The sequence below is a fragment of the Rheinheimera tangshanensis genome, from assembly GCF_014645135.1.
In the GTDB taxonomy this organism is placed as follows: Bacteria; Pseudomonadota; Gammaproteobacteria; order Enterobacterales; family Alteromonadaceae; genus Pararheinheimera; species Pararheinheimera tangshanensis.
On the sequence record NZ_BMLH01000003.1, the window covers coordinates 17,962 to 36,042 of the forward strand.

Below are 18,081 nucleotides of genomic sequence, written 5' to 3' on the forward strand. Positions count from 1 at the left end.
CTAAATGGTGGGAGTCAGAATGCGAATTGCGTTAGGTATTGAATACAACGGTGTCGGTTTATTTGGCTGGCAAAGGCAACGTGAAGTGCCAAGTGTGCAAGGTCATTTGGAAGCTGCGTTATCCAAGGTTGCCAATACGACTATCGAATTATCCTGTGCTGGCCGCACTGATGCCGGCGTGCATGCCACAGGGCAGGTGGTGCATTTTGATACTGACGCTACCCGCGATATGCGTGCCTGGATTATGGGCGCGAACTCCAATCTGCCAGATGGCATAGCCGTGCGCTGGGCAAAGGAAGTATCAGATGATTTTCATGCCCGTTTTTCTGCAACAGCGCGTCGTTACCGGTATGTCATTTACAACAATAAATTCAGGCCCGCCATTTTGGGTGCTGGTTTAAGTCATTATCATCAGGAACTGAATATTGAACTGATGCAGCAAGCCGCTGTCCATTTGCTGGGTGAAAATGATTTCACGTCATTTCGTGCTATCCAGTGCCAATCACACAGCCCCTTCCGTAATCTGATGCATCTGCACTTAAGCCGGGTAGGGCAGTTTATCGTGCTTGATATTAAGGCCAATGCTTTTTTGCACCATATGGTTCGAAATATAACCGGCAGTTTGCTACAAGTCGGTATGGGCTTAAAAGAACCAGAATGGATTGCAGAGTTGCTGGCTGCTAAAGATCGAACATTAGCTGCAGCAACAGCCAAAGCGGAAGGCTTGTATCTGGTGGATGTGGACTACCCTGAACACTTTGGTATTCCGAAAATGCCACTGGGTCCCTTGTTCCTACCCGACACATTCTGCTAACTACTACGACCAGTTAGCTATAGGTTCTATCATGGCTTTGTGCTTTAATAAGCGCCGTTAGCCGCATGATCGGCGCTTTTTTACACAATAAACTAAGTTTGGGCTCAGGCCCTGCTGCGCTACCAAGGAACAACTATGAGTTGGTTAGAAAAAATTCTGCCCAGAACTTCGTCTTCATCCCGTCGTAATATTCCTGAAGGGGTCTGGACTAAATGTACCTCTTGTGACGCTGTATTGTACAAAGCAGAACTGGATCGGAACTTAGGTGTTTGTCCTAAATGTGACAACCATATGCGTATCAGTGCCAGAGACCGCATCAACAATTTTCTTGATACAGGTGGTATGGTCGAATTGGCTGCAGAGCTGGAACCTCAGGATCTGCTGAAATTTAAAGACAGCAAAAAATACAAAGACCGTATTGTTGCTGCACAAAAAGAAACCAATGAAAAAGACGCCATGGTGGTGATGCGCGGTACTTTATTGGGCATGCCAGTGGTCGTCGCTTCGTTTGAATTTGCCTTTATGGGCGGCTCTATGGCGTCTGTTGTAGGAGCTAAGTTTGTCAAAGGTGTGGAGTACGCGTTAGAACACAAAGTACCTTTTATCTGTTTCTCTGCCAGTGGTGGCGCCCGTATGCAAGAAGCTTTACTGTCTTTAATGCAAATGGCCAAAACCAGCGCGGCTTTAGCTAAATTGAGCGAAGCAGGTTTACCCTATATTTCTGTGTTGACCGACCCTACCATGGGTGGTGTGTCTGCGAGTCTGGCTATGCTGGGCGATTTAAACATTGGTGAGCCAAAGGCGCTGATAGGTTTTGCCGGTCCCCGTGTTATTGAACAGACAGTCCGCGAAAAATTACCTGAAGGTTTCCAGCGCAGTGAATTCCTGCTGGAACACGGTGCTATCGACATGATTGTTGACCGCCGCCAAATGCGCGATACAATTGCCCGACTTGTGGCTAAATTCATGCGATGGCCAGCTCCTGCCAAGGAACACCGCGTCGCCTAATAAGGTGTTATGACCAATCTTTTATCGCCTGCAAGCCAATCCTGTCAGACCCTGACGGATTGGCTTTGTTATATAGAACAAAAACATCCGCAACATCAGATTGAACTGGGATTGGGTCGTGTGCTGAAGATTGCACAGCGAGCCGATTTGCATCTGCTGCCTGGTAAAAAAATTCTGATCGCCGGCACCAATGGCAAAGGCACTACTGCCCGCGCTCTTGAGCAGCTTTGTGCTGTTCAGGGCTTGTCTGTGGGTGTCTATAGCTCGCCGCATTTATTACACTTCAACGAGCGCTTACGTATCAATGGCGAAGATGTTGCTGACAATCTTTGGTGTGATGCTTTTGCCTTTATCGAACAGCTACGCGGCGACATCGAACTGACCTACTTTGAGTTCACTACGCTGGCTTCTTTTTATCTTTTAAAACAAATGCAACCGGACTTATGCCTGATTGAAGTGGGTTTGGGCGGTCGACTGGATGCCACTAATATCATTGAGCCGGATTTAAGCATTCTGACCACTGTCGATTTAGATCATCAGGATTATTTAGGACCAGATAGAGAAAGCATTGGCCGCGAAAAAGCTGGGGTGTTTCGCGCAGGCAAACCTGCTGTGATAGGGGAAACCGATATACCGCAGTCTGTATTCAAGTACAGCCGGGATGTTCAGGCTCAACTGCTTTGCATCAATACGCATTACCAGTACTTTGTCACAGAGGCGTGTTTTCATTGGCAAGGTGTGCATAATCGTCTGGATGCTTTACCTTTGACCGCTGTACCGCTACAAAATATAGCTACAGCTTTGACTGCATTGGAAGCTTTGGCTTTATTACCTTCGAAGCAACAAGCCAGCAAGGTGCTGGCTGAATTAAGTCTGCCCGGACGTATGCAATGGCTGAGTAAAACTCCTGGTATTTTATTGGATGTGGCGCATAACCCGCAGTCGGCTGGTTATCTGGCGGCTCAGCTTGAGTTCATCAAAGCAGGTTATGCTCGGGTCCATCTGTTGGTGGGAATGCTTAAAGACAAAGACATTCAGCAAAGTCTGGCACCTTTTCATACCTTGGCTGCTCACTGGCATTTGGTGGATCTACCCGGTGCTCGTGGTGCTCAGGCTGATTTATTAGCAAAGCATCTGCCGGCCCACAGCAGTTATTGCTGTTATGCAGATTTGGAGTCGGGTTACCAACAAGCGCTGTTATCTCTGCAGGCTAATGATTTATTGGTGATTTTCGGCTCTTTTGTTACAGTGTCGGCAGTTCTAGCGCTGCAAAAGGAGACAGACGTATGACCAGCGCCTTTAAAAATCGCTTAATTGGCAGCAGCATTTTAATAATAGCTGCCATCGTTTTCTTACCTGATTTGCTGGATGGGCAAAAACAGGTGGTCAAAGACGAGTTTAAAGCTATTCCACAGCGTCCTGAATTTTCCACAGTACAACAGGAGCAAGTCTTTACTAAACAGCAATTAGCGGAAAAGCAGCAGGAATTATTGGCTACTCCCGTTAATCAGCCTGCTGTTGATGCAGCTTTACCGGATAATAGTTTTGCAGAGGTAACAGCCGGAGCCCCTGGCAGTGAAGCCTCGACAGATAGCGCAACTATGGTGGCGCAAGCGGCTCAAGGCACAGATACAGATCCAATACCTGTACCTACCGATAATCCTTTAGCGCCAGAGCCTGCTGTTGATCCTGTAGCTCAGTCCGTAACACCTCCAGCTACAGAAAAGCCGGTGGAGCTTAAAGGCAATCCTGCGCTGAACGAGACGGCCTGGATAGTCAGGGTCGGGAGCTTCAGCAAAGTAGATAATGCGACTGCTTTAGTGGCTAAATTAAAAGAAGCCGGTTTTACCACTTTTACCCGCTCGACCACTAACGCTCAGGGCCAGTCTATGGTCAGTGTCGTGGTGGGGCCTGAATTGAAAAAAGAGCGTCTGGAGCAAAAATTACCTCAACTACAGCAACTGACCGGGACTGCGGGTCTGAAGTTGACTGCTTTTAAGCCTATCGAAAATAATTAGGTGTTATGGCGCGTGTTTTGGTAGAATGCGCGCCGTCCTTAAGCATCCTTTGGTAGCAAATGGTTTGGATTGATTATGCCATTCTGGCAATTATCTCTCTGTCGACTGTCATCAGTCTGGTCAGGGGATTTGCCAAAGAAGCGGTTTCTCTGATTATCTGGATACTGGCCTTTTTTGTGGCTAGTTATTACTACCCCTATCTGGCAACCTATTTCACTGAATTGCAAGACGCACTGGTGCGAAATGCGGTTTCTATTGCCGTTCTGTTTATCTCTACTCTTATCCTTGGTGCCTTAATTAATTACCTGATTGGCCGCTTGGTGGAATCTACAGGTTTATCCGGCACAGACCGATTACTTGGCCTGATCTTTGGCGCCCTGCGTGGTGTGCTGGTGGTCAGTGCATTGTTATTTTTCCTGGATGCGTTTACCAGCGCCGATCAAAGCGAATGGTGGCAAGCGTCCAAACTAATACCCGAATTTGGTTTTATCATTGAATGGTTTTTTGAGTACATCAAAGCCCATTCCAGTTTTATGCAGCGACCCTAAGCGTGGCGAGGAAATAATCGATGTGTGGTATTGTTGGAATCGTAGGTAAGTATCCGGTCAATCAGGCGTTGTACGACGGTTTAACTGTGTTGCAGCACCGTGGTCAGGATGCCGCCGGCATAGTGACAGTAGACAACAAAACCTTACGCTTACGCAAAGCCAATGGCTTAGTGAAAGACGTATTTGAAGCCCGCCATATGCAGCGTTTGTCTGGCAATATGGGCATAGGTCATGTGCGTTATCCAACAGCAGGTTCTGCCAGCACGGCCGAAGCTCAGCCGTTTTATACCAATAGCCCTTTTGGTATAGCCCTGGCACATAACGGCAACCTGACCAATTCTGAAGAATTAAAAGACGAGTTATTCCGAACGGCCCGTCGTCATGTCAATACCAACTCCGACTCAGAAGCACTGTTAAACGCTTTTGCCCATGAGCTGGATATTCATGCCGATATGCATGTAAATCCTGACCATATTTTCCGTGCTGTAGCCAATTTACACCGTAAAATCCGCGGTGGTTATGCGGTAGTAGCGGTCGTCATTGGCCATGGTTTAGTGGCCTTTCGTGATCCAAACGGTATCCGTCCTTTAGTAATGGGAAAACGCGAGACAGCGCTTGGCACTGAGTATATGGTGGCTTCTGAAAGTGTGGCTTTGGATGCAGATGGTTTTACTGTATTGCGTGATATCGCGCCTGGTGAAGCTGTGTACATCACTGAAGATGGTCAGCTGTTCAGCCAGCAATGTGCTGAAAACCCAAGTTATGCCCCATGTATTTTTGAATATGTATATTTTGCCCGTCCGGATTCCACCATAGACAATGTATCTGTGTATGCATCCCGCGTGGCTATGGGTAAAAAGCTCGGTGAGAAAATCAAAAAAGAATGGGCGCATTTAGATATTGATGTGGTCATTCCAATTCCTGAAACCAGTAACGATGCTGCTTTACAAATTGCGCATGAGTTAGGTTTGCCATACCGTCAGGGTTATGTGAAAAACCGTTACATTGGTCGTACTTTTATTATGCCGGGTCAAGGCGAACGTAAAAAGTCAGTCAAACGTAAACTAAATGCGATTTGGCAGGAATTCAAAGGTAAAAACGTTTTGCTGGTGGATGACTCTATAGTACGTGGTACTACCTCAGAGCAAATCATTGATATGGCACGCGAAGCAGGTGCGAAAAAAGTGTATTTCGCCTCTGCTGCTCCGGAAATTCGTTTCCCGAATGTCTATGGTATTGATATGCCTTCGGCCAACGAGCTGATTGCTCATGGTCATGATGTCGAAAGCATCTGCAAAATCATTGGTGCTGATGGGTTGATTTTCCAGTCGCTGGAAGACTTAGTGGATGCAGTACGTTCACAAAATCCGGAACTGAAGCGTTTTGAAACCTCGGTGTTTGATGGTGTTTATGTAACCAACGACATCGACCAGGCTTATTTAAACCGTTTGGATGCACAACGTAACGAAGCGTCCAAACGTAAAAAAGAAGCTGAGTTGTCTGCAAGTTTAGAATTACATAACGAAGGTAATTAATAGACTTGATTTAGTCTGATGAAATTAAAAAGGGCCGGTTTTTAACCGGCCCTTTTGTTGTTAAAGAAGTACGTCAAACCATTAGTGTGTAAAGGCTGGACCAAAGCCAGAGCTCCACAGAATTGCTGTTGCTGTCATCACGCAAACCAGCAGTATCAAGCCTGTGGTAACCACTGAGCTGGCGTAAATAAAGCCACGTTCTTCAGGAATATGCATCAAAATTGGCACGCCCACATACAACAAATACACTGAATAGGTTAAGCCTGCCAACCCCACCAGCATGACAAACCAAAGCTCAGGGAACAAAGCGGCAAAGCCCACCATAAAAAGTGGTGTTGAGGTGTAGGACGCGAGCTCCAACGTTTGGGTGTAGGTAGGTTCAGCACCAAAAGTATGAGCCATCCAATGGGCCAGATAAGCCAGCGCAAAAACACCACCAATCAAAGCTACATACATAGCGGATGAGAGCATTAAGGCACTGTCTGCTGTCAATCGTATTGGCTCACCTACACCAATACTCCAGCCGATATGTACCGCTGAATAATAAGCGCAAATAGAGGGAATTAAGGCGACTAGCAAGATGTGAATTAAACTGTATCTGAAACTCTCGTGACGTGCGTCTATCGTATGCCATTCTTCTTTGGGATGGGCATACAGCCCCCATAAGTGATTTAAAATCATAGTTGTTATCCTTGGCTACTACGTTGTTCATTTCAGGGCCTTAACAAACCCTTACCTTTGTTATGGCTAATAGAAGCGGGTTCGTCAAGTTTAGAAGAGAAAATCTCTGAGGAAGCAAGGACGCATGCACCAGCTATGCTTGCTGATGCGTCTGAAAAGGGCTGAAAGGCAGAGTTACTGGAGCGCCACTATGGAATTTAAAATCCGGATCCGTTGTTGAAATCAGCTCTGCTTCAAGTTTGCCAAAAAAATCTACCCGTGGCGTGATATCTGTTTTGGAGATCACCTGAGCCAGTTCCAGATAGTCAGCAAAATGTCGTGCTTCTGAGCGTAATAAGGAGGTATAAAAGCTGGCTAGCTCTGGATCAACACATTCCGCCAGCCTGGCGAAACGCTCACAGGAGCGGGCTTCGATATAAGCACCACAGATCAGTTTATCGATCAGAATTTGTGGCTCATGGGTTTTGCAGTTCTGGATAAGCGTCCTGGCGTAACGGCTGGCGCTGATATTTTCATAAGGAATACCGCGTGCCTGCATTATTTCCAGTACCTGACAAAAGTGGTGCAGCTCTTCACGAATTAACAACACCATACGGTCGATAATACGATCGGAGTGCGCAAAATCAGAACGACCAATAATACTTTTGTTTAGTTTTTCAGCCTGCTTTAATCCCTGAATATCACCGTCAAAACGATAGGCGAAATCTTCAAAAGGTTTCAGCCAATTCAGTAGGGTGAAAGAGCTTTCTTTGTCGCAGGCATAACGGCGTAGCAGATACATAGCGGTTTGCGCCGCTTTTAATTCGCAAATTAAGTGGTCTTGTAATAAAACCGCCAACCGCTCAGGTCTCTGCGCTTCGGTTATCCAGCTATCCGGGGTTTCACACTGTAAAAACTGATGAATGGGCTGAAGTAATTCGGTAAAACTCATAAAGATCTCAGCATTAAACCTGGGGCAAGGGGTTGAAGTACAGTTGCCAGCCGTCCGCTGACACATCTAAATAAGAACTCTGACTGTACCAGTCGCCTAACACATAACGTTGAGCTGCACTGCCATCGGCAAGTTCTAACTGATGCACCATTGGCCTGTGGGTATGACCATGAATTAAATGTTGCACCTGATACTGAGCCATCACTTTAGGCACTTCATCTGGCGTGACATCCATAATGTCAGAGGTTTTGCCTTTTTTGTCCATAGCGCTGACACGACGGGCTTTGCGAGCCAGATGTTGTCGATACCATAGCGGTAAAGACAATATGAGCTTTTGCCACCATTTTTGGTCCCACCAGGCGCGAAACTTCTGATAGCCAATATCCAGGGTGCATAGTGAATCACCGTGCATCAGTAAAGTGTGCGTGCCGTATAAATTGACCACAGTCAGAGGCGCAAGCAATTGCATGCCTGAGCGCTTAGCAAAATTTTTTCCGAGTAAAAAGTCGCGGTTGCCATGACAAAAATACACCGGCACAGCCTGAGCTGTTAAAGCTTTGATCGCTGTTGCAACTTCAGTCAGTAAAGGCGAGGGGTTATCATCGCCAATCCAGACTTCAAACAAATCACCCAGAATATAGAGCGCATCCGCATCAATAGCTTTTTGCTGCAAAAAAAGCAAAAACGCCGCGGTAATATCCGGGCGTTGTTCGCTTAAATGCAGATCGGCAATAAAAAGGCTGTGGCCTTTAGCCATGGATTTCTGCTTTTTCGATGATCACGGCATCATTGGGTACATCTGCATGACCAAACTTGCGTCCTGTCGACACAGTTTTGATTTTGTTCACCACGTCCATACCTTCGACCACTTCGCCAAAGACGCAGTAGCCCCAGCCTTGTGAAGTTTCTGAGCTGAAATCTAAAAAGTCGTTATTGGCTACGTTAATAAAGAACTGGCAGGTGGCCGAATGCGGATCGCTGGTGCGGGCCATAGCTATAGTGCCGGCTTTGTTGGCTACTTTGTTATTGGCTTCGTTTTTGATTGGTTTGCCTGGTTCTTTTTGTTCCATATCAGGCGTGAAACCACCGCCTTGGATCATAAAACCATTGATTACACGATGAAAAATGGTGTTGTCATAAAAACCTTCTTTGACGTAATTCAGGAAGTTTTCTACTGTCGCAGGGGCTTTGTCGGCAAATAATGCCAGTTTAATAACACCAAAATTGGTATGTAAGCTAACCATGATGATCTCCTCAAGCTCAAAAATGGCGATAGTGTACCGCAGCTGCGTCTTATACCCAAGTAACTTCAGGGAATGCATTCAGTAAATTACAAAGCAACAAAGCGAGGATAGCTCAAGGCATTTGCTGATGTTACACTGTTGCACTTTGTGATTGCTGTTTTGATGATTTTCCGAGGAGCCCATGCTGCAGATTTTTAATACCCTGACCCGTAAAAAAGAGTCCTTTGTGCCTTTAGTCCCTGGCAAAGTTTCTATGTATGTCTGCGGCATCACTATTTATGATTTCTGTCATGTTGGCCACGCCCGTACTTATGTTGCTTTTGATGTGATGAACCGTTACTTACGTTTTTGCGGTTATGACGTCACTTATGTGCGTAATATCACAGATGTAGACGACAAAATCATCAAAAGAGCCAATGAAAACGGTGAAAGCTGCGACGCTTTAACGGCCCGTTATACGGTTGCTATGCATGATGACTTTCATGCGCTGGGATTAATGCCTGCCGACATTGAACCTCGTGTTACCACTCATATGGCTGAAATCATTGAACTGATTGAAACCTTAGTGGCTAAAGGTTACGCCTACATAGCCTCTGACGGTGACGTACTGTTTGATGTCAGTAAATATGAGGCGTACGGCCAGCTCAGCCAGCAGAACCTGGACATGCTGCAATCCGGCGCCCGGGTGGAAATTGATCAGGCCAAAGATGATCCGCTGGATTTTGTATTGTGGAAAATGGCTAAACCCAATGAGCCAAGCTGGTCATCACCTTGGGGTGAAGGCCGTCCAGGTTGGCATATCGAATGTTCGGCTATGAGTGCAAAGCACTTAGGTAAGCATTTTGATATTCACGGTGGTGGTTCAGATTTACAGTTCCCGCACCATGAAAACGAAATCGCCCAGTCCTGCTGTGCCCATGACACTCCATACGTCAATACCTGGATCCATACAGGTATGGTGCAGGTGGATAAAGAAAAGATGTCTAAATCTTTAGGCAACTTCTTTACTGTCAAAGATGTACTGGCAGATTACAACGCGGAGGCCGTGCGTTATTTCCTGATCTCCAGCCATTACCGTAGTCAGCTGAACTACTCAGCGGAAAACTTGCAGCAGGCACATGCAGCGTTAGGCCGTCTGTACACAGCATTGCGTGGAGTAAAACCTGCGACAGATGTTGATATGAATAACGATTACGTCAACACCTTCCGTGCAGCTATGGATGATGACTTCAATACAGCTCTGGCTTTGCCTGTGTTATTTGAACTGGCGCGTGATATCAATAAAGAAAAAGCCACAGACTCAGCCAAAGCTTCACAGCTCGCTGGCCTGCTTATTAAACTTGGCGGTGTGATGGGGATTTTGCAGGGCGATGCAGAAACCTTTCTACAGTCAGGTACAGATTCAGATGACGTGGCTGAAATTGAAGCCTTGATTGCACAGCGTAATACTGCACGCGCGAACAAAGACTGGGCTGCAGCTGATGCTGCCCGCGATGCTTTAGTGGCTAAGGGTATTATTCTGGAAGATAAGGCAGGTGTGACCACCTGGCGTCGGGGTTAAATAGTTTCCACGAAAAAGGGGCAGAGTTTTAGCTCTGCCCCTTTATTCATTTATGGCTGCATCTGATTATTGATCGTGGAACTGCTCGCAAGCTTCCAAAGTATTTTCAATCAGACAGGCCACTGTCATAGGGCCTACACCACCAGGCACTGGCGTAATGAAACGCGCATGCTCTTTGGCTTTATCAAATTCAACGTCACCCACCAGTTTGCCGGATTCCAAACGGTTAATACCAACATCAATCACCAGTGCACCAGGTTTAATCCAGTCTCCCGGAATAAATTCAGGTTTACCCACAGCTACTACCACTAAATCAGCACGGCGCACATGCTGCTCAAGCTGCTTGGTGAACTTATGACAGACGGTGGTCGTGCAACCAGCTAATAATAGCTCCAGCGCCATAGGACGACCGACGATATTAGAGGCACCTACAACTACTGCATCCATGCCACGGATTTGAATCCCCGTGCTTTGCAACAGCTTAATGATGCCTTTAGGCGTGCAAGGACGCAGGGCAGGCATACGCTGCGCTAAACGACCAATATTATAAGGGTGGAAACCATCGACATCTTTCAGTGGATTGATACGTTCCAGAATAGCCGAAGCGTCTAAACCTGCCGGCAGAGGCAATTGCACCAGAATACCGTCTACTTTGTTATCTGCGTTTAAGCTGTCGATTAAATCAAAGAGCTCTTGTTGAGTGGTGCTTGATGGCAAATCATAAGAGAAAGATACAAAACCTACTTCTTCACAGGCTTTACGTTTACTGCCTACATAGACCTGAGAGGCTGCATCCATACCTACCAGTACCACGGCAAGGCCTGGGGCTCTTTTTCCTGCTGCAAGGCGTTGCTGAACCCTTAATGCGACCTGTTGACGGGTAGATTGTGCTACCGCTTTGCCATCTATGATTTGTGCTGCCATAAAACTGCTCTGTTGACCTGAAATCTGAGGATTTGTATTTTCGCACAGCTACGGCAAAGAGGCCAAGCAGATCAGTTTAAGTCGCGTAAAAAGTTAAAAAATCAGCATATTTTCACCGTATTGGTCGCTTTTGTAGCAAATGGGTTCAAATATTAAGCAATCAGTTTTTTAGCTGCAAAAAAGGTTTGACGCTCCAAGGCTTGGGCTGTAATATTCCGCCCCGTTGCAGTAGTGTAGCGAAGTCGGTGATTAGCGCAGCTTGGTAGCGCACTTGGTTTGGGTCCAAGGGGTCGCAAGTTCGAATCTTGCATCACCGACCATTTAAGAGAGCCTAACGGCCTCGAATTTGGCGCCCGTAGCTCAGCTGGATAGAGCAACGGCCTTCTAAGCCGTGGGTCATAGGTTCGAGTCCTATCGGGCGCGCCATTGCAACAAGTAAGATAGTAAAGTTCTACCGTGGTGGCTGTAGCTCAGTTGGTAGAGTCCCGGATTGTGATTCCGGTTGTCGTGGGTTCGAGCCCCATCAGCCACCCCATTTTAGACTGGTTTATATGTCGGTGATTAGCGCAGCTTGGTAGCGCACTTGGTTTGGGTCCAAGGGGTCGCAAGTTCGAATCTTGCATCACCGACCATTCTCTATCTAAAAACAATAACAGCAGCAATGCTGTTTTTTGCTTTCTGGCGTCCTGAATATCTCTACCAAAAACAACCTCCAGATCCTTTTCCTCCTGATTAATGATCCTTTCGAACTGTGCTTTATCTCCTTCTCTAAATCTCTGAACCAAACATTGTCACAGGCATAAAAAAAGCCTGCACAGGGCAGGCTTTTTCGCGAGCTATTGCAGTTTAAGCAGCAACTGACTTAGGTTTTGGTTTTTTATCAAACAAAGACTTATCAGCAGCCAAATCCAGTGGGTCAAAATCATCCACGTTAATGGCATGCAGACGGCCTTGTTCAGCCACTCGCAGCTTCTCTGCTTCAGCTTCAGTGATCACACCCAGCTCTAGGCCTAACGCAGCCACTTCGTGTAAGCGGAAGAATGGCAGGCGTTTATTGGCTGCATGCACCACTTTGTCGAAGATAGGCTCAGCGGCCAGAATATCCGTCAGGGCTTTTTCAATTAAACCAATCTGGTTGTTAGGCTCCAGCGTCAGGTAAAGATTAGTACCTAAGCGACTGCGTGCTTCACAAGGGGTTTGCATAATGCGTGACACCTGATGATCCAGCTGATCGGAAGCCTTACGTAAAGTGCGGCCCCACGGGAATAACAGCTTGCCTAAGACTGAACCTACGATACGGTTCGGGAAGTTATCCAGCATCTCATCCAAAGCCACCTGAGCTTTGTACATATTGTCTTCACAAGCCCATTGCACTAAAGGTAAATCCTGCGCCGGACGACCGTCGTCATTAAAACGCTTCAGCACAGCAGAGGTCAGATACAACATGGATAACATATCGCCTAAACGGGCTGAAATACGTTCACGGCGTTTCAAGTCACCACCCATGGTACCCATGGCGACATCAGACATCAGTGCCAATGCAGCGCTGTATCTGTTCATTTGTTTGTAGTACTTCGCTGTTGCATCTGCATACGGGCTGGCAGAGAAGGCTGAATTGCTTAAGCCTAACCATAAAGCACGGAAGAAGTTGCTGATACTAAAGCCAATATGGCCAAACAAAGCACGATCAAAGGCGGTCACAGCAGCGCGTTCATCTTCTAAGCCAGCAGCCTGTAATTCAGCCAAAACAAATGGATGACAGCGAATTGCGCCCTGACCATAAATAATCATATTACGAGTCAGGATGTTTGCACCTTCTACAGTAATAGCAACAGGAGCACCCTGATAACCACGGGCTAAATAGTTGTTCGGGCCCATACAAATACCCTTACCACCATGAATATCCATCGCATCAATAATGGCCTGACGCATACGCTCTGTCATATGGAACTTGGTGATAGCGGAAATAACAGAGGGCTTCTCGCCTAAATCGATAGAACCTACCGACATAGTAGTCGAGGCCTCTGCCATATAAGCGTAACCGCCAATACGGGCTAAGGCTTCTTCAATACCTTCCATTTTACCGATTGGCAGCTTGAACTGACGACGAATGCGGGCATAAGCACCTGTCAGTAATGCTGCTGCTTTGATACCACCTGTGCTGTTGGACGGCAGCGTGATAGCACGGCCTACAGATAAACATTCCACCAGCATACGCCAGCCTTGACCAGCCATCTTCGGGCCACCAATAATGTAATCCAGCGGCACAAACACATCTTCACCTTGGGTAGGACCATTCTGGAATGGCACGTTCAGCGGGAAGTGACGACGACCAATTTTTACACCAGGCGTTGTGACAGGAATTAAAGCACAGGTAATGCCTAAGTCTTTTTTGTCGCCTAATAAGCCGTCCGGATCCTGCATTTTAAAGGCTAAACCTAACACAGTGGCGATAGGTGCCAGCGTGATATAGCGTTTATTCCAGGTCAGGCGCATACCAATAATTTCTTTACCTTCCCATTCACCTTTACAGACAATACCCAGATCAGGGATAGCACCGGCATCAGAACCTGCTTCCGGGCTAGTTAAGGCAAAACAAGGAATTTCTAAACCTTTGGCTAAGCGCGGCAGATAGTGGTCCTGCTGCTCTTTAGTGCCATAATGTTGTAACAGCTCGCCTGGGCCTAATGAGTTAGGTACACCTACAACGCTGGATAACACCATGCTTTTGCTGGTTAATTTTTGCAGTACACAAGACTGGGCGTAAGCAGAGAACTCAAGACCACCATATTGTTTTTTGATGATCATCGCAAAGAAACCATGGTCTTTTAAGTACTGATAGACTTCAGGAGATAAGTCAGCACGTTCGTGTGTGGTGTGCCAGTCATCGACTATAGCCAGTAACTCCTCGCAAGGACCATCTAAAAAGGCCTGCTCTTCAGCAGTTAAACGTGGTTTAGGATAATTGTGCAGCTTGTGCCACTCCGGCGTACCACGGAATAAATCGCCTTCCCACCAGGTAGTACCTGCATCAATGGCTTCTTTTTCTGTAGTCGACATTTCCGGCATAATTTTGCGGTACAGTTTTAACAAAGGCTTGGTTAAATACTGTTGACGGATACTCGCCAGATTTAATGGCAGAGCCACAACCAGGAACAGGATCCAGCTGACTGCACCTACTGTATCAGTAAAGGTTGCAGCCGCTAATAAGGCGGCTATTACCGCAGTAAACATAGTTAAACTTGCTCTGTGGTAGGCGAGCACGGCAACTGCGCCAAGCAAGGCTACCCAAAAAATTAATACATCCATAAATTACTCCTGATAACTAGAGGTCAGACCACTGTGGGCTTAGAGTAGTGCGCCTGTTGCAAAGATGCAAGTAATTCCTTACTTTGCATACTGGTTGACTGTCAACTTATGTTGCAGCTTCCGAGTGTTGAGTTATCAAGTATAGGAAGCTATCTGATTTATGTGTGAGTTATTAGGGATGTCTGCCAATGTGCCTACCGATATCTGCTTTAGTTTTAAAGGTCTGAGAGAGCGGGGTGGTAAAACTGGTCCACATAAAGATGGCTGGGGTGTGGCTTTTTATCAGGGCAAAGGCGTCAGTACCTTTAAAGACGCGGACCCGAGCTATCAATCGGAAATAGCGAGGCTTATTAGTGACTATCCGATAAAAAGTACAGCTGTGGTGGCGCATATCCGTCAGGCGAACAGTGGTGGAGTAGGGCTTGAAAATACTCATCCTTTTACCCGCACTTTATGGGGACGCTACTGGACTTATGCGCATAATGGGCAATTACAAGGTTTCGAAACCTTGCCGGTTGGACAGCATCATGTGGTAGGACAAACCGATAGTGAACATGCGTTTTGTTATTTACTGCATAGGCTTGAACAGCGGTTTCCTGTTGCGCCTGCAGATATGAAGCAGGCTTTTGATTATCTGGCGACTTTGTGTCCTGCTTTGCAGCAGTTGGGGGTTTTTAATTTGCTGTTATCGGATGGTGATTATCTGCTGGCCTATTGCAGCACCAAATTACATTGGATCACCCGAAGGGCCCCTTTTGGTGTGGCGTTGTTGTCAGATATGGATGTGGATATAGATTTTTCAAAAGAAACCACAGAAAAGGATGTGGTGACTATTATTGCCACTTTACCGTTGACCTGTAACGAACAATGGCAGGTGATGACGTCAGGGCAAGCTCAGCTGTTTAAAGCAGGAGAGCCGCAATAAGCGGCTCTGTACCCTTCGCATTTGAAGTTTCTTGAGTATATAAGGGAAAGCTTTAGTTTGCCGGTTTGAAAGTCGCCAGTTGAATATCAAATTGTTCGACGTTATCTTCAGCTTGCCACAAACGCACCAACAAATAATCCAGCTCTGGTGCGACCCAGGCCAACACTTCTTTATCTGCACCAGTGCCAGTGCGTTCAATCCGAATAGTTTTTACTTTGCCGTAAGGCAGGGATAACCATTCTTCGCCTGCCACTTTGTAACTGTATTTGCGCTCATCACCATGACGGTTCAGCACCTGATACACAAATTCAGTTTTACCAGCTTTTAAATCCAAAGCAAGCTGGCTGTGGTAGCTCAGTGGATCCAACCATTGCTCATTCCATTGGATGGCTTTGAGCTTTTTCGATTTCTCAACCCTTAACTCTCTGCTGTCCCAGTTCAGGTTCAGTTCGTAATATCGGTTAGGGCCTGAACCTGTTCGCTGCATCACATAACGACTAGGCTGAATGCGCCCCTCTTTGATAGTAAAAAAGGATTGCTCTGAACGTTTATCTTCGAAAATCAGCCAACTGATATCGCTGCTGTAACCCAGTTCATAGCCTTGTTCTGTAGTTTTCAGATAACGTTTGGCTTCACCATGTTTTTTGCCTGAGCGCAGCACATTATAACTGGCCTCGAAAGTTGAGAATTGAGCTGAAGGGGCAGCTGTAGGTTCTTCAGCTGATAACAAGGTAGAAAAGAGTAAAAAAAATGACGCACTAAGGCGCCATTTATTCATCATCCTGGTCATTTGCATATCCATGGTCAGACAATAAAAGGCCGTCTAACAATGCCTTATCTGACTGCTGTTGTAAACGGTTCTGGCAAAACCAGCGTACAACCAATGGATAAATCCGATGTTCTTGTTCATGTACACGTTGTGCAACGGCCTCTGCATCGTCATCGGGAAAAATCGGCACCTTGGCTTGTAAAATTACGGGCCCACCGTCCAATTCTGCCGTGACAAAATGCACTGAACAGCCATGTTCTGTATCACCTGCTTCAATAGCGCGCTGATGGGTATTCAGCCCCTGATATTTTGGCAATAACGAAGGATGGATATTCAGCAAACGGCCCTGATAATGCTGGACAAATTCAGGCGTTAAAATACGCATAAAACCAGCCAACACCACCAAATCAGGTTGATGCTGGTCAATAGTTGCGATCAACTCCTGATCATAAGCTACGCGGTCGGCATAGGCTTTATGATCCAGCACTATAGCTTTAGCGCCGGCTTTTTTAGCCCGCTCCAAACCATAAGCTTTGGCTTTGTTGGATAAGACAGCAGTGACCTTGCCATCAATAAAACCAGCACTGCAGGCATCTAAAATAGCCTGCAGATTGGAGCCACTACCTGAAATCAATACCACAATAGATTTCATGGCTGGATTTAGCCCTGGATCACAACTTGAGGCTGATCGGCTGCTACCTGATTGATTTCACCTAAATGCCAGGCGTTTTCACCAGCAGCTTTTAATTGAGCTAAAGCTGCATCTAAATGAGTGGCAGGGACTACGACTATCATACCTACACCACAGTTAAAAGTGCGGTACATTTCGTGACGTTCTACATTACCTTGCTGTTGTAACCAGCTGAAAATAGCAGGCCACTGCCAGCTGCTTTCGATGATTTTTGCCTGAGTATTCTCTGGCAGTACACGTGGAATATTTTCCCAGAAACCACCACCAGTGATATGACACAAGGCATGCACAGGCATAGATTTAATCAACGCCAGTAAATTTTTCACATAAATGCGGGTCGGCTCTAACAGATGATCGGCAATAGTTTTGCCTTCCAGCAGAGTCTGAGGATCCTGACCACTGACTTCCAGTACTTTACGAATTAACGAAAAGCCGTTGGAGTGAGGACCTGAAGCGGCAAGCGCAATTAACTGATCGCCAGCTTTTACTTTGCTGCCATCAATAATTTCAGACTTTTCAACCACTCCAACGCTAAAACCTGCGATATCGTAGTCTTCGCCATGGTACATACCTGGCATTTCAGCTGTTTCTCCGCCGACCAGAGCACAACCTGCCAGCTCACAGCCTTTGGCAATACCTTCCACTACAGTAGCTGCGGTATTGACATCCAGCTTGCCTGTGGCGTAGTAGTCGAGGAAAAATAACGGCTCTGCACCTGAAACGACGATATCGTTCACACACATGGCCACTAAGTCGATACCTACGCTGTCATGGCGTTTTAAATCCATCGCCAGACGCAGTTTAGTACCTACACCGTCAGTGCCTGATACGAGAACCGGCTCTTTATAGCCAGCTGGGATTTGACACAAAGCACCAAAGCCGCCTAAACCGCCCATCACTTCTTTACGGGTTGTGCGTTTTACCGCACCTTTAATACGGTCAACCAAGGCCTCACCGGCATCAATATCCACACCAGCGTCTTTGTAACTTAACGACGTTTTTTGCTCGCTCACGGCAATCCCCAAATGGCTAAAAAGTGAAGGTCCAAAAAAATTGGCGGCATTTTACCTTGTAACGCCGTCAGACAAAAGAATTAACTGCTGTGCATTTTCGAATGCTCGCT

At 46.6% G+C, this 18,081-nt stretch carries 17 protein-coding genes and 4 tRNA genes; 12 read left to right on the top strand and 9 right to left on the bottom strand.

Annotated elements, in window-relative coordinates; translation table 11 throughout:
* The first annotated feature begins 19 nt into the window (after positions 1–19).
* The 6 genes from truA (at position 20) to purF (ending at position 5,923) form a co-directional block, all read left to right on the top strand.
* Complete coding sequence (gene truA, locus IEW88_RS07280; RefSeq protein ID WP_147903896.1) at positions 20–814, top strand: tRNA pseudouridine(38-40) synthase TruA; 795 nt, start codon at positions 20–22, stop codon at positions 812–814.
* A 135-nt stretch (positions 815–949) separates the two neighbouring features.
* Positions 950–1,822: an acetyl-CoA carboxylase, carboxyltransferase subunit beta gene (accD, locus tag IEW88_RS07285; protein ID WP_147903895.1), complete on the top strand. Its 873-nt coding sequence runs from the start codon at positions 950–952 to the stop codon at positions 1,820–1,822.
* Positions 1,823–1,831: 9 nt separating this feature from the next.
* On the top strand, positions 1,832–3,112 hold the full coding sequence (gene folC, locus IEW88_RS07290) for a bifunctional tetrahydrofolate synthase/dihydrofolate synthase (protein WP_147903894.1): 1,281 nt from the start codon (positions 1,832–1,834) through the stop codon (positions 3,110–3,112).
* Positions 3,109–3,840 (top strand): SPOR domain-containing protein, encoded by a 732-nt coding sequence (locus IEW88_RS07295; protein WP_147903893.1) that lies wholly within the window; start codon positions 3,109–3,111, stop codon positions 3,838–3,840. Before folC ends, IEW88_RS07295 begins: the two co-directional genes overlap by 4 nt.
* Before the next feature lie 59 nt (positions 3,841–3,899).
* On the top strand, positions 3,900–4,388 hold the full coding sequence (locus tag IEW88_RS07300) for a CvpA family protein (protein WP_053423747.1): 489 nt from the start codon (positions 3,900–3,902) through the stop codon (positions 4,386–4,388).
* Positions 4,389–4,408: 20 nt separating this feature from the next.
* Positions 4,409–5,923: an amidophosphoribosyltransferase gene (purF, locus tag IEW88_RS07305; RefSeq protein WP_147903892.1), complete on the top strand. Its 1,515-nt coding sequence runs from the start codon at positions 4,409–4,411 to the stop codon at positions 5,921–5,923.
* Positions 5,924–6,004: 81 nt separating this feature from the next.
* On the opposite strand, the gene IEW88_RS07310 is transcribed toward purF, so the two are convergent.
* The 4 genes from IEW88_RS07310 to IEW88_RS07325 all read right to left on the bottom strand — a co-directional run bounded on the left by IEW88_RS07310 (position 6,005) and on the right by IEW88_RS07325 (position 8,779).
* The gene (locus tag IEW88_RS07310) at positions 6,005–6,604 is read right to left on the bottom strand and encodes a Yip1 family protein (RefSeq protein ID WP_053423745.1); all 600 of its coding nucleotides are present in this window, start codon (positions 6,602–6,604) and stop codon (positions 6,005–6,007) included.
* A 133-nt stretch (positions 6,605–6,737) separates the two neighbouring features.
* Positions 6,738–7,535 carry a tRNA isopentenyl-2-thiomethyl-A-37 hydroxylase MiaE gene (gene miaE, locus IEW88_RS07315; RefSeq protein ID WP_147903891.1) on the bottom strand — a complete coding sequence of 266 codons (798 nt, stop codon included), beginning with the start codon at positions 7,533–7,535 and terminating at the stop codon, positions 6,738–6,740.
* A 13-nt stretch (positions 7,536–7,548) separates the two neighbouring features.
* Entirely contained in the window at positions 7,549–8,292 is a 744-nt protein-coding gene (lpxH, locus tag IEW88_RS07320) for a UDP-2,3-diacylglucosamine diphosphatase (RefSeq protein WP_147903890.1), read from the bottom strand.
* Positions 8,285–8,779 carry a peptidylprolyl isomerase gene (locus tag IEW88_RS07325; protein ID WP_147903889.1) on the bottom strand — a complete coding sequence of 165 codons (495 nt, stop codon included), beginning with the start codon at positions 8,777–8,779 and terminating at the stop codon, positions 8,285–8,287. Before IEW88_RS07325 ends, lpxH begins: the two co-directional genes overlap by 8 nt.
* A 181-nt stretch (positions 8,780–8,960) precedes the next feature.
* On the opposite strand from IEW88_RS07325, the gene cysS reads away from it, so the two are divergent.
* Entirely contained in the window at positions 8,961–10,340 is a 1,380-nt protein-coding gene (gene cysS / locus IEW88_RS07330; protein WP_147903888.1) for a cysteine--tRNA ligase, read from the top strand.
* Between the two features lie 66 nt (positions 10,341–10,406).
* On the opposite strand, the gene folD is transcribed toward cysS, so the two are convergent.
* Positions 10,407–11,264 (bottom strand): bifunctional methylenetetrahydrofolate dehydrogenase/methenyltetrahydrofolate cyclohydrolase FolD, encoded by an 858-nt coding sequence (folD, locus tag IEW88_RS07335; RefSeq protein WP_053423740.1) that lies wholly within the window; start codon positions 11,262–11,264, stop codon positions 10,407–10,409.
* 243 nt (positions 11,265–11,507) lie between these two features.
* Here folD and IEW88_RS07340 point away from each other — a divergent pair.
* From IEW88_RS07340 to IEW88_RS07355, 4 genes are all read left to right on the top strand, one after another.
* Positions 11,508–11,584, top strand: a tRNA-Pro gene (locus IEW88_RS07340).
* A 29-nt stretch (positions 11,585–11,613) separates the two neighbouring features.
* Positions 11,614–11,690: transfer RNA gene (locus IEW88_RS07345), tRNA-Arg, on the top strand.
* A 33-nt stretch (positions 11,691–11,723) separates the two neighbouring features.
* Positions 11,724–11,799, top strand: a tRNA-His gene (locus IEW88_RS07350).
* A 20-nt stretch (positions 11,800–11,819) separates the two neighbouring features.
* Positions 11,820–11,896, top strand: a tRNA-Pro gene (locus IEW88_RS07355).
* Between the two features lie 214 nt (positions 11,897–12,110).
* On the opposite strand, the gene fadE is transcribed toward IEW88_RS07355, so the two are convergent.
* Positions 12,111–14,573: an acyl-CoA dehydrogenase FadE gene (gene fadE, locus IEW88_RS07360; protein WP_147903887.1), complete on the bottom strand. Its 2,463-nt coding sequence runs from the start codon at positions 14,571–14,573 to the stop codon at positions 12,111–12,113.
* Between the two features lie 160 nt (positions 14,574–14,733).
* Here fadE and IEW88_RS07365 point away from each other — a divergent pair, with 160 nt between their 5' ends.
* Complete coding sequence (locus IEW88_RS07365; protein ID WP_053423738.1) at positions 14,734–15,498, top strand: class II glutamine amidotransferase; 765 nt, start codon at positions 14,734–14,736, stop codon at positions 15,496–15,498.
* 52 nt (positions 15,499–15,550) lie between these two features.
* Here the strand turns inward: IEW88_RS07365 and IEW88_RS07370 are convergent, their stop codons facing one another.
* From IEW88_RS07370 to purM, 3 genes are read right to left on the bottom strand one after another with little or no spacing between them, the layout of a single operon-like run.
* Positions 15,551–16,288: a DUF3108 domain-containing protein gene (locus tag IEW88_RS07370; RefSeq protein WP_229670363.1), complete on the bottom strand. Its 738-nt coding sequence runs from the start codon at positions 16,286–16,288 to the stop codon at positions 15,551–15,553.
* Positions 16,269–16,919 (bottom strand): phosphoribosylglycinamide formyltransferase, encoded by a 651-nt coding sequence (gene purN / locus IEW88_RS07375; RefSeq protein ID WP_147903886.1) that lies wholly within the window; start codon positions 16,917–16,919, stop codon positions 16,269–16,271. Before purN ends, IEW88_RS07370 begins: the two co-directional genes overlap by 20 nt.
* Before the next feature lie 8 nt (positions 16,920–16,927).
* The gene (gene purM / locus IEW88_RS07380) at positions 16,928–17,971 is read right to left on the bottom strand and encodes a phosphoribosylformylglycinamidine cyclo-ligase (RefSeq protein ID WP_147903885.1); all 1,044 of its coding nucleotides are present in this window, start codon (positions 17,969–17,971) and stop codon (positions 16,928–16,930) included.
* Positions 17,972–18,081 lie beyond the last annotated feature (110 nt).